We start from the raw sequence: 12,495 nt of genomic DNA, 5'->3' as shown, positions 1-12,495 counted from the left end.
CTTCAGTGCGCGGTGAGGTCGAAGCCGATGTACTCGGCGGCGTCCTCCGGGCTGGCGAACAGCAGCGTGCGTTCGTCGAGGTGAACCATCCGGCCGTAGTGCGTCGAGCTGATCTCCTCGAACACCGCCCCGTCGAACTCCGAGCCGAGCGCGTCGGTCAGCTCGGCGTAGTCGAAGTCGAGGACGCCGATCCCGTCGACCCGGATCATCGACGGGTACTCGGTCAGCTCGACGCCTTCCTTCGCACCCATCACATCCGCGACCACCCGGCCGACCGGCGTGTTCATCAGGGTCACGCCGCACTTGTTGGAGAACTTCGTCTGCGATCCGAACTGCATCGTGGTCACTGGTCCAGCTCCTTCGGGGTGTCGAGCCCGAGCTCACCGAGCAACGAGCGGAACTTGTCCTTGGCCGCGTCGAAACTCGACGCGAACGTCACGGCCTTGTCGGCCGGCTGCGACCAGATCGGCTGCAGCGCCTGCGCCGCCGCGAGCGCCCGCGGTACCCAGGTCGCCAGCCAGTCGCCGAACAGCTGCTGGTTGCGCTCGCCGTACTGCTCGTCGCGGGTCAGCAGCCGGTACAGGTTGCGCGAGTAGCCGAGGTCGCGGTCGTAGTCGTACTCGCCGGTGCCGACGATCGTCGGCGTGATGTAGTCGCCGTTGCGGGCCGCGATCTGCATCACCAGCTCGGTCCGGAACAGCGAGCCGACGAGCTGCTCGAAGACGATGTTGGTCGCGAACAGCAGCTCGCACCAGTCACCGACCGCGGTCAGCTGCTCGACCATCTGGCGGGTCGGCTGCCACTCCGGCGCCGACTGCCAGACCTCCTTGTGCGCCGCGCCGTCGAATGGCACGTGGGCCTCGCTCAGGTCCAGGTTGAACAGCGCGAGGTCCTGTGCGAACCGCAGCTTGTGCGCCGCGTTCACCGCGACCGCGGTGTTGATCATGTTGGTCGGGCCGGACCGCTGCACGGCGGTGAAGACGTGCAGACCGAGGCCGTGCTCGGCGTGCATCCAGGCGCCGAGGTTGCGCTCGATGAACTTCAGCCAGGCCGTGTTCCAGCCGTCGTACGCCCGGGCCCGCTTGGCGTTCTGCAGGCACAGGTCCACCTGTCGTACCACCGCGGAGTTGTTGCGGTAGATGGTCTGGTCCCACTCCTCGTTCGGGTCCAGGAACGCGTGCCAGTTGGACGACTTGGCCGCCGTCCATTCCTTCGGGTAGCCGCCGGGACCGTCGCCGAAGCCGTAGATCCAGCCCTGGCTGAGATGCCGGTCCGGGTCCGGCTGCACGTCGACCGTGACGTCCTCGTACGTCGTCGCCCGCAGCTTGGCCGGCTTGTAGTAGTTGTAGGTCCGGCTGGTCGAGCTGGGGAACTCCCGCGCGCCGGCCTCGGAGTCGGTGAACTCGATCCTCGGGAAACTGCGCTGCTTGGTCTGTGTCATCTCAGACTCCATCGGTCACTGGATCGGTAACTGGACTGGTGAACTTGTCGTAGAAGACCTGGTCCTTCGGTACGCCGTGGTTGTCGAGCAGGGCGAGTGCGGCGTCGACCATCGGCGGCGGACCGCACAGGTACGCCTCGCACCTGTGCAGCTCCGATTCCCGTCGCTCGACCACGTCGGTGACGTTGCCGCTCTCGAACTCGCCCTCGGCCGTCTCGGACAGACACGCCACGAACTCGAAGTCGGTCAGCGTCGCGCCGACCGCGCGGATCGCGTCCAGGTAGAACAGATCCGCCGCGGTCCGCGCGCCGTAGTAGAACCGGACCGGACGGGTGCTGCCGGTCTCGCCGAGGTGCCGCAGAATCGACAGGATGGGAGCCATCCCGGCACCGCCGGCGATGCAGACGACCGGCAGCACGTGCCCGTCCTTGAGCGTCGACGAACCGTACGGGCCGGTCAGCGACAGCTCGTCGCCGACCGCGAGGCCGTCGTCGAGCAGCCCGGAGAACCGGCCGCCGGGGTACTTCTTGATCAGGAATTCGATCTCGCCGGCCGCCGACGGCGTGGTCGCCATCGAGAACGACCGGTGCTCGTCGGTGCCCGGGATGGTGAGGTCGGCGTACTGCCCGGGCTTGAAGTCGAACGGCTCGGCCGGCCGCAGCCGCAGCCGCAGCGACACGATGTCCCGGGTGACCGGTTCGATCGCCGCGACCTCGGTCGTCACGGTCCGGATCGGGATGCCGCCGAGCAGCTCGTCCTCGTCGAAGTTGAGCAACTCGATCGTGCAGTCGCTGAAGGCGTGGGCCCGGCAGAGCAGTACGTAGCCCTCGGCCACCTCGGCGTCGTTGCAGGCGAAGGTGGAGTAGCGCTCCATCTGCAGGTCGCCCTCGAGCACGTACGACTTGCAGGCGGAGCACTGCCCCTCCTTGCAGCCGTGCATCAGGTGGATGCCCTGCCGGAACGCGGCGTCGAGGATCTTGTCGTCCTCGTCGACCTCCATCTCGATGCCGACCGGCTCGAACTGGATACGGTGCTTGTCGGCCACCGGGTGCTCCTCAGGCGACCTTCGTGCCGTTCGCGCGGTACTCGGCGATGTGCGCCTCGCGCTCGGCGTCGGTCATCTCGTTCAGCAGCACGTTCGGGCTGTTGAAGGTGTTGCCGCGGACGTCGTCGAGGGTCCACATCTTCTTCGGGTCCAGATCCAGGTGCGGCTGCCCGATCAGCGTCTTGCCGTCGTCGCGGACGTAGCCCAGGTCGGACACGATGTCGGCCAGGTCCTTGCCGTGGTGCAGCGTCTCCCATTCGCGGAAGCCGGTCAGCCGGCCCATGTTCGGCGTCGGGCGTCCGTCGTACTCGCCGCGGAACGCGACCGCGTCGGTCCAGTAGCAGGTCTCCGAGCAGTACGTGCGCCACTGGTCGTCGACCTTCTCGACCACGATGTCCTCGTGGATCAGCGCCGGCACCATGCAGGTCCAGCAGCGGTGCGGGTACTGGTAGCCGACGTCCTCGAACGCGATCGGCTTGTTCCGGCCCGGGTAGGCGAGCCGGTTGTAGTTCTCCCACCACTTGCCGTACTTCGAGTACCAGCCGGGGTACTTCTCCTCGAACCACTCGAAGTCCTGGTCGGTCATCGCGTCGATCCGCCAGTAGTTCACCGGCCATCCGGTGGCGAAAAACCGTGCCACCTCGTGCACGTAACCCTTGTTGGTGATCCGGTTCCACGCCTCCTCGACCAGATCGTGCGGAATGGTGAGTCCGTACTTCTCCAGCGGCAGCAGGTAGCTGCGGTAGTAGTCGTCGTAGATCCAGCGCCGCCACATCTCGGCATAGCTCTCACGGTCCTTGCGGCGGTCCTTCGTGCCGTACTCGATGAAGGTGCCGATGGCGGCGTCCACGACACAGTGGTTGTTCCACCACGCGTAGCGCAGGTCGCGCTCGAGCAGCGGGCGGTTGCGTTCGTCGGCGAGCGCCATCAGCAGGATCGAGTACCCGTTGCTGATGTGCCGCGACTCGTCGGACTGGACCGAGTGGAAGACGGTCGGCAGCAGGTAGTCGCCGTTCGCGGCCGCCTCGTCGGGCATCGCGACGAACAGCGTGTTGGTGAACGCGGTCTCGGCGACCACGGTCAGGTAGATGTTCGCGGCAGTGATCGCGTCACCGGTGATGAACCCTTCGCCGAACTGCCGGCCGATGGTGCCCGCGTAGTTGTTCGCGAACGCCTTCTCGGTCATGTCGAAACCGGCCGGGTCGATGTAGTTGTTCATGTACAAACGTTTGAGGTTCATCTGGATCGTCGAGTGCCGGACCTCGTCGATCATCTGCACCGCGAGCCCGTTGTGGATCTCCGGGTTCGGTACCGCGTCGATCGCCATCGGCATCGCCCGCGCCGCCGAGATCTCCGGGAACGGGATGATGCTCAGGAACAACTTCTGCCACTCCAGCCAGCGCTGCTGGACCTGGCGGAACATGTTGCCGCGGATCGCGCCGTCCATGGCGCCGTACACGCGGTTGTCCTTCTCCTCCTCCATCGGGAAGTACGACCGCATGATCTGCTTCAGCGGATCCTTCTTCGGCGCCTTCTCGAAGGTGTAGTCGGTGCCGAACCGGGTGGCCGGCGTCGCGAACGTCGGCTCCCACGAGAGCTCGGTGATCTTCGCGTGCGCCTTGGTGAGACTCTGCCTGCTCATTTGTGTCTGCCTCCTGCGTAGGCGAGCTGATGGCAGAGATGAAAGCGGCCCGGCACCGGGGCTGCTGTCTCAATGTGAGATACGGGTCACACCATTGCACAGCTAGCGTGAGCAGTGTTCGCTGGCCCGAGGAGGTGTCCGATGACGTCGAGCCAATCTGTCCGAGACTCGATCCTGTTGTCCTGGCAGCGTTCCGAAGCGTCGCTGGTCGACGCCGACCAGCCGTCCCCGGCGTACTTCCCGGGAATCGACGTCGACAGCACCCTGACCCGGGCCGCGCGGCCGGTGATCGACGCGCTGGCCTCCGAACTGACCAACGAGCCGGTCTGCATCATCCTCACCGACGCGAAAGGCATCGTCCTGGACCGTCGCGGCGGTGATCCGGGGCTGATCCGGAAACTCGACGCGGTCGACCTGTCCCCCGGTTTCACCTACGCCGAGTCCCAGGTGGGGACGAACGGGATCGGTACCGCACTCGAGGTCGGCGGACCGATCCTGGTGTCCGGTCCCGATCATTACACCGGTGTACTGCGCCGTTTCGCCTGTGCCGGTGCGCCGATCACCCACCCGGTGACCGGTGGCCAGCTCGGTGTTCTCGACATCACCACCCAGGCGCAGAACTCGAACGCCGTCCTGCTGTCGTTCGCGAAGCTCGCGGCGCGCCGGATCCAGGAGCGGATCGTCGAGGAGGCCAACGCTCTGGACCAGGCTTTGCTCAGCGACTACTACGCCGCCTGCCGGCACTCCGGTGGCTCGGTGATCGCGTTGGGCGATGAGGTGTTCATGATCAACGCACACGCCCAGGCGCACTTCGACGCGACCGACCAGGCCGCGCTGATCGACCGGACCCGGGACGCGCGCGGCGGGACCAGACCGTGCACCTTCATCGCCGATCTGCCGAGCGGCATCACCGCACGGCTCGCCTACCAGCCGACGTTCCTCGGCAACCGTCTCGCCGGCGGCGTCGTCCAGGTCCGTGAACACCGCACCACGGCGAAGTCCAGCAGTGGTCCGGCGCGGGTACCGACCCTGCCCGGGGTGATCGGGACCAGTGCGGTGTGGCGGCACACCACCCAGGAAGTGCTCGAGTCCGCCGGCCGCAGGGAGTGGCTCGTCGCCGAGGGTGAAACCGGTACCGGCAAGTTGACCCTGCTGCGCGCGGTCCATCACTACACGCGACCGCGCCAGCGGCTGGCGATCGTCGACGCCGACGATCCGGCGCTGGTCACCACGGTCGCCACCGAGCTCGAGTCCGGCGCGGATCTGATCCTCCGGCACGCCCATCTGCTGTCGACCGAGGCCATCCACACGCTCGTCGACGTCCTGCAGGGCGCCCGCGACAGTCTCGCCGACGAGTCGTGGATCGCCTTGACGGTCACCACCGGTCAGTCGGGTGCGCAGGACGAGCTCGACACCCAGCTACTGCGGTTCTTCCCGCGCACAGTCGCCGTACCGCCGCTGCGCCATCATCTGGACGACGTACAGGCCCTGGTGCCGCACCTGCTCGCGCGCACCGGCGTCACCGGCGTGACGCTGTCGCAGGCTGCGATCAGCCAGCTGATGCGGCTGCCGTGGCCCGGCAACGTGACGCACCTGCGGACCGTACTCGCGGAGGTCGCGCGCCGCCGCCGGTCCGGGGTCGTTGAAGTCGACGACCTGCCCGCGCAGTGCCGGGCGTCGACACGCCGCCACCTCACGCGCCTCGAGGCCCTGGAGCGGGACGCGATCGTGGACGTGCTCGCGGTCCACCAGGGCGACAAGGCCGCCGCTGCCCTCGCGCTCGGCATGTCGCGGGCGACCATCTACCGCAAGATCCGCGACTACGCGATCGTCACCTGACCTGGTCGCGGAGAACGACCTCGCAGGTGTAGTGCTGGGACGCGCTCATGTGGCCGCGGAACCACAGCAGCGGCACCCGGCTCGGGTCGCCGGGCGCGACGATCGGGCGAAGGTTGTCGACGGCCGAGTTCTCGGTCACCGGGGTCCAGGTCCAGGTCGCGCCGCCGTCGGCGGTTCGGCCGTGGTAGATCTCGTGGTGCTCTCGCGCGGAGCCCTTGCGGGGATCGATCGGCGTCGAGACGTACACCGAATCGAGGTCGTACGGGTCGATCGCGACCAGGCCGGTGTAGTCGTTCTCGTGCACGAGCAGACCGTGGCCGGCCATTGCCAACTGATGGACCTGCCACGTACCGCCGGGCGCGAGACGGCCGTAGAAGAAGCGGTGGTCCGGCACCGGATGGTCGCGCGCGAAGGCGTCCTCCGGCTGCTCCGGAGTGTTGTGGCGCGCGAGCATGACCGCCGCGAGCTCGCCGTCGCCGGAACGGCGGATGTCGATCGTCCAGGCGTGCGTCATCGGCTCGCCGTCCCACACCGAGTCAGCGGCCAGCACCTTGGTCAGCTCGACCTGCGACGGCGCGTCGTCGTCGAGTGCCTTCTCGTCCACGACGGTGCCGTCGGTGCGGTGGAGGGCGCCGTTCTCGAGGTAGCCGTGGTAGATCGAGTTGTTGTAGTCGCGTGGGTGGTGGTCGGTGGTGATCAAATCGATGCGCTTCTTGCTGGACGTGTAGCGGGTGTAGCCGTTGACGTACCCGATCTTGGGCCGGGTGAAGAGCTTGCCGGCGTACGTCCACGTATCGCCGTCGTCGTCGGACACCAATGCGCACGGGTCGTCGTTCACCGCTCGCGCGAAGCAGTACAGGCGGCCGTCGAGCTCGTGCAGGTTCGAGTACGTGACGCCGCGGCCACCAGTGAACTCACTCCAGTCGAAGGTCCGCTCGGGTCCCCACGTCCGCGGGTCGTTCGGCTCGCTGATCCGCCAGCGCGTCAGGTTGTCGGTCTTGTGCTTGGTGTAGACGGCCAGCCAGCGGCCGTCCCGCCGCCGCCACAACGCCGGTACGTCGTGATCGTCCGCCTCGAACCGCTCGTGCAGTACGACGACGTCCGCCGTACCGCTGTGCAGGTCGACGACTGTCAGCTCAACGTTGCCCGCCCGGGAGTCGCCGCCGGGGCCCTCGGGTGCGGCGATCGAGCCCGCGACCAGCACGCCGCTGTCCGGATCCACCAGCGCCCGCTCGTCCTGGAACCAGCACCATGCACCGTTGTCGTTGATCACCCGAGGCGTCTCCATGGCGACTCAGTGTGTCAGCTCCGGCGCGGTTGGGGGTAAGCGCTTGCCAGCATGTGGTCAGATCGCGCGGCGAAGCTCCGCCAGCAGTCCGAGGTGCTCGTCGACGCCGTCGGAGTGATCCCAGAGGACGTGGTCGGCGCCGGATCCCGCGAGCCGCCCGAGGTCCTCCAGCACCTGCTCCACACTGCCGGTCAGCGGCTCGCGGTCGTCTCTGGGCTGCGCGCTCACGGTTCCGTTGACGCGGACGACGATCGGCAGTGTCGCCGGGTCGTGGCCCGCCTTCGCGGCGGCGTCCCGGAAGATCGAGACCGCGCCGTCGAACATCTCCCAGCCCATCATGATCAGGTTGAGCCCGACGCCCAGCCGTCCGGCCCGCTCGATCGAGGCCGGGGCCATCGCACCGGCCAGCAGCCGGACGCGACCGTCGTCCACCGGCTTCGGCCCGACCCAGGACGGCGCGATCCGGTAGCGCTCCCCCTCGTACGCCACCGGATCCGGCCCCCACACCGCCTGGACCGCCCTGATGTGCTCCTCCATCCGGGCGCCGCGCCGTTCGGTCGGCACACCGGCCGTCGGCAACCCCACACCCGGCTTCATCGCGGACTCCTCTCGTCTGCGCCTACCTCAGCAGGGCGACCTTTCAGTCCGCTTTCAGTCCGGTTCGGGCTGCGCCTCAGACGAGCGCGAACCCTCCGGTCCAGGCCACCTTCTCACCCAGGGCGAGGGTGAGCTGGAGGAAACCGAGCGCCTCGAGCTCACGGGCACGCTTCAGCGGACCGGCGTCGACCGCCTTCAGCCCACCGGCCGCGACGACGCCGGACAGCAACGCCTTGGCGTCCGCGTCGTCACCCGCGATCAGCACCGTCGTCGGTACGTCGCCGACCGTGCCGCTCGCGATCGTGGCGGCGAAGTTCGTGTTGAAGGCCTTCAGCACCTTGGACTCCGGCAACTGCGCGGCCAGCTCGGCCGCCGCGGAACCATCCGCCGGAACGACCAGCGAGTCGAAGGTCTCGAAGTTCAGCGGGTTGCTGATGTCGACGACGATCTTGCCGGCCAGCTGGTCCGCGCGGTCCGCGAGCACCTGGTCGTACGCCGGGTACGGGGTCGCCAGGATCACCAGCTGGCCGGTGACTTCCTTGTTCTTGTCGGTGGAGTTGAACAGCTCGACGGTGCTGCCGCCCTTCGCGACGATGCCCGCGATGGCCTGCCCCATGTTCCCGCTACCGATGATGCTGACGTGCGTCATACCCACTCCTTTTGGTTGTACCTTCAACTATTACGGTAGCAGGGACTACTTGAAGCTACAACTATTGCGGTGACCGAACAATGCCGTGGTGTGCCACGGGTGACAGGATGGTGTTGTGAGTACGCGTTGGCTGGATGACAACGAGATGACCGCTTGGCTGCGGCTGGCCGCCGTCCTCGAGCTGCTGCCCGGCGTCCTGGACTCGCAACTGCGCCGCGACGCCGAACTGAGCCACTTCGACTACTTCGTCCTGGCGATGCTGTCCGAGGCGCCGAAGCGGACATTGCGGATGACCGCGCTCGCCCAGCAGACGAACGCCACGCTCCCCCGGCTCTCACACGTCGTGAAGCGGCTCGAGGACCGCTCCTTGGTCGAGCGATTCCCCTGTCCGGAAGATGCCCGCGCCACCAATGCCCGGTTGACGGCGACGGGCTGGAAGAAGATCAAAGCGACCGCGCCCGGCCACGTCGAGACGGTACGTCAGCACGTGATCGACGTACTCACCCCCGAGCAGATCACCCAACTCACCGACATCACCGGCGCGATCCTCGAGGCGGTCGACCCCGAAGGAAAGCTCAGCTCCGTGTATCGCCGCTGATCTCCAGCAACACCTTGGACGCGATCGTCCGGTCCCCCGCCAGCTCGAACGCTTTCCGCGCCTCCGCCAGCGGGAACACGTGCGTCACGATCGGCTCCACCGGCAAGCCGTCCGCGAGCCAAGCGATCGCCGTATCGAACTCATGGTCGAACCGGAACGCCCCGACCAACCGCAGCTCCCTCGTCATCAGGAGACTCCCCGGAAACGCCGTGTCCCCACCGGGCAGCGATCCCACCTGAACCACGGTCCCACCCCGCCGTACTCGCTCGAGACAGGTCCGCAACCCACCAGCCGTACCCGACGCCTCGATCGCCACCTCCGCCCAGTCGCCGGGATCCTGGGTGCCGGCTCGGATCGTGCGGGTCGCCCCGACTTCGGCGGCCAGAGCGAGGGGTGCTTCGTGGAGGTCGGTCACAACGATCTCGGCCGCCCCGGACTTGCGCAGCGCGGCAACCACCAGGAGCCCGATCGGCCCCGCACCGGTCACCAGCACCCGCTTCCCCGCCACCGCATCGTCCCCGGCCTGCCGGACGGCATGAATCGCCACCGACAGCGGCTCGGCGAGTACGGCGGTCCGCAACTCGAGCCCGGCCGGCAACACCCGCACCTGATTCGCCGGAACGATCAGCTCCTCGACGAACCCGCCCTGGATATGCGGGTAGTGCGCCGCACTCCCGAGATAGTTGCTTGAGGCACAGATGTTGCGCCGGTCGGATCGGCACTCCTGGCAAGCACCGCACGGCGTCGCCGGATGAATCCCCACCGCGGTCCCCACCGCCAACCCGCCCGCACTGACCCGCCCCACGACCTCGTGTCCCAGCACCAGCGGCTCCCGCACGGCGAAGTCGCCCACAGCACCGTCGTGGAAGTAGTGCAGATCCGACCCACAAACCCCGCCGTACGCGACCCGCACCAAAACTTCCCCCGGCCCCGGCTCCCGCCCAGCGACCTCCTCAACCCGCAAATCCCCGGCGCCATGCACCACACACCCGAACACACCCACCCACCCTTCACCGGAGTTCGCCCTTTCCCTGACCCTATCCGTGCGGGCACCGGCAGCCGTCAGCTCAGCGCGTGCCGCGCCAACCGGAGTTGCGGCCGGATGACTCCGGCGTTGCGGTGCTTGAGCACCATGCGCAGGTAGGACCAGCCGCCGATCGGAGTCAGGACGAGGCTGGAGAACAACGTGTAGAGCGGCATGAGGAGCATCCAGCGGTCCCGGGAGCGCCAGTGCAGCCAGATCGCCAGGCCGTAGTAAACAGCCGCCGCGGCTGCCAGGGAGAGTCCAGGGTGGATCACCGCGGCCCAGCGCAAGGGGAAGGTGCCGATGGCGACCACGGTCCCGTAGAGCCAGAAGAACGGGTGCCAGATGACGAAGCGGATGTTGGTCACGAACAGCCGGAACTCACCGCCGGTCCAAGCGAGCCGCTGCCGCCACCAGGACCTGAGTGTGTTCGGGGCGGACGTCAGCACCTCGAACGGCACGTGACCGACGCGGTAGCCGATCGTCTTGGCGATCACACCCAGCTCGATGTCGTTGCCTTGGAAGAACAGACTGTGCCGCGCCATCACGTCCCGCATCGCGCTCGTTCGTCCGGCGTGGCAGGCACCCGAGACCAACCAGGGCGCCAGGAACCGGAGTTGCATCGCCAACGCGTACTCATGACGCTGGAGCTTGACCAGCCAGCTCGACTCGTCCCGGATCACCAGCCGGACCGAGGCGACGTCGTACCGCTCGTGGTGGAGCTCGCCGACCAACTCCCCGAAGTCCCGAACCGTGGTCGAGTCGGCGTCGAGCATCACCACGTACTCGCTGGTGACGATCTGCAAGGCGTCGCGGATGACTCGGTCCCGAGTGGTTCCGGAGGTAGCTCGCTGACCGACACCCGTGGTGACCTTGCTCGGGCTCCGGAAGACCCGGAACCCGTGCTGGTAGGCGATCGCGTTCAGCGCGCGATAGAACTCGCCGGACTCGCCGCCCGTCGTGCACAGCACAATGCGGTTGCCGTACTGCTTCAGGTACTCGACGTTCTCCAAGTACAAGGTGTCGCCGTAGATCGGCACCAGGACCGTGAAGTCGTCGTACCAGTTGATCGTTGCCTTGCGCCCGTATCCGCGGGCCCGCAGCGCCGCGACGGTGTCCAGCAGCGCCAGAACCAGGACGGGTACGACGATGAGCCAAGAGGTCGACATCAGGCGGCCACTCCGACCTGGGTGTTGGCGTCGATCAGGCGAACAAGCTCGTCGGCCAACTCGACCGGAGTGAGACCGAGGCGGACCGCGCGGTAGAGGCCGTCGACCTCGATCCGCAGTACGTCGGGATCACCGGTGAATCCGTCTTCGACGTGCACCTTGCTGATGCGCGAGTGGCTGGTGCTCTGCCGCGGCTCGGCCGGATCGTACAGCTCCTCGTGCATCTTCTCGCCGGGACGCAGGCCGGTGAAGACAATGCGCGGCAGCCGCCGGTTCACAGCCTCGGCGAAGCGCGCGACCACGTCCATGATCCTGATCGGTGAGCCCATGTCGAGCACGTAGGTCTCCCCGGCTTCGGCGAGCACGGCGGCCTCGATGACCAGGGACGCGGCCTCCGGGATGGTCATGAAGTAGCGGGTGACATCCGGGTGGGTGATGGTGATCGGCCGATCGCCGTCGATCTGCAGATCCAGGGTCTCCAGGAACGATCCGCGCGAGCCCAGGACGTTGCCGAACCGGACCGAGGCGATCCGGGTCCCCCGACCGACGTAGCCGGCGGCAATCATCTCGCCGAGACGCTTGCTCATGCCGAGGATCGACGACGGCCTGGCGGCCTTGTCGGTGGAGATGTTGACCACCAGCTCGGCGCCGGCCCGCACGGCTGTCCGGACGACGTTCTCGGTTCCCCGGACGTTGGTGATGATCGCGGCGGCCGGCGACTTCTCCAGCAGCGGCAGGTGCTTGTGTGCGGCGGCGTGGAAGACCAGGTGCGGCCGGACGCGGTCCATGATCTGCTGAAGCTGCGCGAGGTTGGCGATATCGGCCAGCAGATAGTGCGCGTCGTCGAGCAGGCCGTTGCCGTCGAGCTCGTGCTGCAGCCGATAGAGAGCGTATTCGTCCTTGTCGAGGTAGTAGACCTCGGCGGCTTCCAGCCGGTGGAGCTGACGGACGATTTCCGATCCGATGGAACCGCCCGCGCCGGTGACCAGCGCGACCCTTCCCCGAACCAGCCCGGACGCCTCCGAGCCGTAGACAGGCTCGGCCGTACGGTGCAGCAGAACGGACGCCATTCGCGACCAGTTCCTCATATGTCTGGTTCCCCCATACATGATTGTGGACAGTTGCTCACCCTGAGTTGTCCCCCCTCAGACTGAGCACCGGTCCCCTCATCGGTGTAGGGACACGGAGCGTTACAGATCCGGG

The 12,495-nt window shown here is 67.3% G+C and carries 12 protein-coding genes; 2 read left to right on the top strand and 10 right to left on the bottom strand.

The genetic code is table 11. From position 1 onward, the window contains the following. Positions 1–2: 2 nt before the first annotated feature. Genes mimD through AB0B82_RS15790 form a run of 4 tightly spaced genes read right to left on the bottom strand, consistent with a single transcriptional unit; the run spans position 3 to position 4,128 of the window. The gene (mimD, locus tag AB0B82_RS15805; protein WP_360167923.1) at positions 3–338 is read right to left on the bottom strand and encodes a propane 2-monooxygenase effector subunit MimD; all 336 of its coding nucleotides are present in this window, start codon (positions 336–338) and stop codon (positions 3–5) included. 5 nt (positions 339–343) lie between these two features. Then, complete coding sequence (locus tag AB0B82_RS15800) at positions 344–1,441, bottom strand: aromatic/alkene monooxygenase hydroxylase subunit beta (protein ID WP_360167776.1); 1,098 nt, start codon at positions 1,439–1,441, stop codon at positions 344–346. A gap of 1 nt (position 1,442) precedes the next feature. Then, positions 1,443–2,486 (bottom strand): FAD-binding oxidoreductase, encoded by a 1,044-nt coding sequence (locus AB0B82_RS15795; RefSeq protein ID WP_360167773.1) that lies wholly within the window; start codon positions 2,484–2,486, stop codon positions 1,443–1,445. A gap of 10 nt (positions 2,487–2,496) precedes the next feature. Further along, positions 2,497–4,128, bottom strand: coding sequence for a hypothetical protein (locus tag AB0B82_RS15790; RefSeq protein WP_360167770.1), 1,632 nt, complete (start codon positions 4,126–4,128; stop codon positions 2,497–2,499). A gap of 141 nt (positions 4,129–4,269) precedes the next feature. Here AB0B82_RS15790 and AB0B82_RS15785 point away from each other — a divergent pair, with 141 nt between their 5' ends. After that, positions 4,270–5,967, top strand: coding sequence for a helix-turn-helix domain-containing protein (locus AB0B82_RS15785; RefSeq protein WP_360167767.1), 1,698 nt, complete (start codon positions 4,270–4,272; stop codon positions 5,965–5,967). Here the strand turns inward: AB0B82_RS15785 and AB0B82_RS15780 are convergent. The 3 genes from AB0B82_RS15780 to AB0B82_RS15770 form a co-directional block, all read right to left on the bottom strand. Next, positions 5,960–7,255: a BNR-4 repeat-containing protein gene (locus AB0B82_RS15780; RefSeq protein WP_360167764.1), complete on the bottom strand. Its 1,296-nt coding sequence runs from the start codon at positions 7,253–7,255 to the stop codon at positions 5,960–5,962. The two genes, AB0B82_RS15785 and AB0B82_RS15780, sit on opposite strands and share 8 nt — an antisense overlap. A 57-nt stretch (positions 7,256–7,312) precedes the next feature. Next, a complete protein-coding gene (locus AB0B82_RS15775; RefSeq protein WP_360167761.1) occupies positions 7,313–7,852 on the bottom strand; it encodes an LLM class flavin-dependent oxidoreductase in 540 nt (179 codons plus the stop codon). Between the two features lie 76 nt (positions 7,853–7,928). Continuing rightward, the gene (locus AB0B82_RS15770) at positions 7,929–8,501 is read right to left on the bottom strand and encodes an NADPH-dependent F420 reductase (RefSeq protein WP_360167758.1); all 573 of its coding nucleotides are present in this window, start codon (positions 8,499–8,501) and stop codon (positions 7,929–7,931) included. 115 nt (positions 8,502–8,616) lie between these two features. Here AB0B82_RS15770 and AB0B82_RS15765 point away from each other — a divergent pair, with 115 nt between their 5' ends. Then, positions 8,617–9,099 (top strand): MarR family transcriptional regulator, encoded by a 483-nt coding sequence (locus AB0B82_RS15765; protein ID WP_360167755.1) that lies wholly within the window; start codon positions 8,617–8,619, stop codon positions 9,097–9,099. Here AB0B82_RS15765 and AB0B82_RS15760 read toward each other — a convergent pair. The 3 genes from AB0B82_RS15760 to AB0B82_RS15750 all read right to left on the bottom strand — a co-directional run bounded on the left by AB0B82_RS15760 (position 9,077) and on the right by AB0B82_RS15750 (position 12,362). Then, positions 9,077–10,084 carry an L-idonate 5-dehydrogenase gene (locus tag AB0B82_RS15760; RefSeq protein WP_360167920.1) on the bottom strand — a complete coding sequence of 336 codons (1,008 nt, stop codon included), beginning with the start codon at positions 10,082–10,084 and terminating at the stop codon, positions 9,077–9,079. The genes AB0B82_RS15765 and AB0B82_RS15760 overlap by 23 nt on opposite strands. Before the next feature lie 77 nt (positions 10,085–10,161). Further along, positions 10,162–11,292, bottom strand: a complete 1,131-nt coding sequence (locus AB0B82_RS15755; protein ID WP_360167752.1) for a glycosyltransferase family 2 protein — start codon at positions 11,290–11,292, stop codon at positions 10,162–10,164. Further along, complete coding sequence (locus AB0B82_RS15750; protein WP_360167749.1) at positions 11,292–12,362, bottom strand: SDR family NAD(P)-dependent oxidoreductase; 1,071 nt, start codon at positions 12,360–12,362, stop codon at positions 11,292–11,294. The genes AB0B82_RS15755 and AB0B82_RS15750 overlap by 1 nt, the downstream gene beginning before the upstream one ends. Positions 12,363–12,495: the final 133 nt, after the last annotated feature.

The sequence above is a fragment of the Kribbella sp. NPDC048915 genome (genome assembly GCF_040649595.1).
Taxonomy (GTDB): Bacteria; Actinomycetota; Actinomycetes; order Propionibacteriales; family Kribbellaceae; genus Kribbella.
The sequence above is the reverse complement of the archived record's forward strand: the minus strand, read 5'-3'. Positions and strand labels throughout refer to the sequence as shown.

Bases quoted from the DNA above. Each gene is read 5' to 3' on its own strand.
- AB0B82_RS15770 (WP_360167758.1), bottom strand. From the start codon at position 8,501: ATGACGCACGTCAGCATCATCGGTAGCGGGAACATGGGGCAGGCCATC.
- AB0B82_RS15750 (WP_360167749.1), bottom strand. From the start codon at position 12,362: ATGGCGTCCGTTCTGCTGCACCGTACGGCCGAGCCTGTCTACGGCTCG.
- AB0B82_RS15775 (WP_360167761.1), bottom strand. From the start codon at position 7,852: ATGAAGCCGGGTGTGGGGTTGCCGACGGCCGGTGTGCCGACCGAACGG.
- AB0B82_RS15790 (WP_360167770.1), bottom strand. From the start codon at position 4,128: ATGAGCAGGCAGAGTCTCACCAAGGCGCACGCGAAGATCACCGAGCTC.
- AB0B82_RS15780 (WP_360167764.1), bottom strand. From the start codon at position 7,255: ATGGAGACGCCTCGGGTGATCAACGACAACGGTGCATGGTGCTGGTTC.
- AB0B82_RS15755 (WP_360167752.1), bottom strand. From the start codon at position 11,292: ATGTCGACCTCTTGGCTCATCGTCGTACCCGTCCTGGTTCTGGCGCTG.
- AB0B82_RS15785 (WP_360167767.1), top strand. From the start codon at position 4,270: ATGACGTCGAGCCAATCTGTCCGAGACTCGATCCTGTTGTCCTGGCAG.
- AB0B82_RS15800 (WP_360167776.1), bottom strand. From the start codon at position 1,441: ATGACACAGACCAAGCAGCGCAGTTTCCCGAGGATCGAGTTCACCGAC.
- mimD (WP_360167923.1), bottom strand. From the start codon at position 338: ATGCAGTTCGGATCGCAGACGAAGTTCTCCAACAAGTGCGGCGTGACC.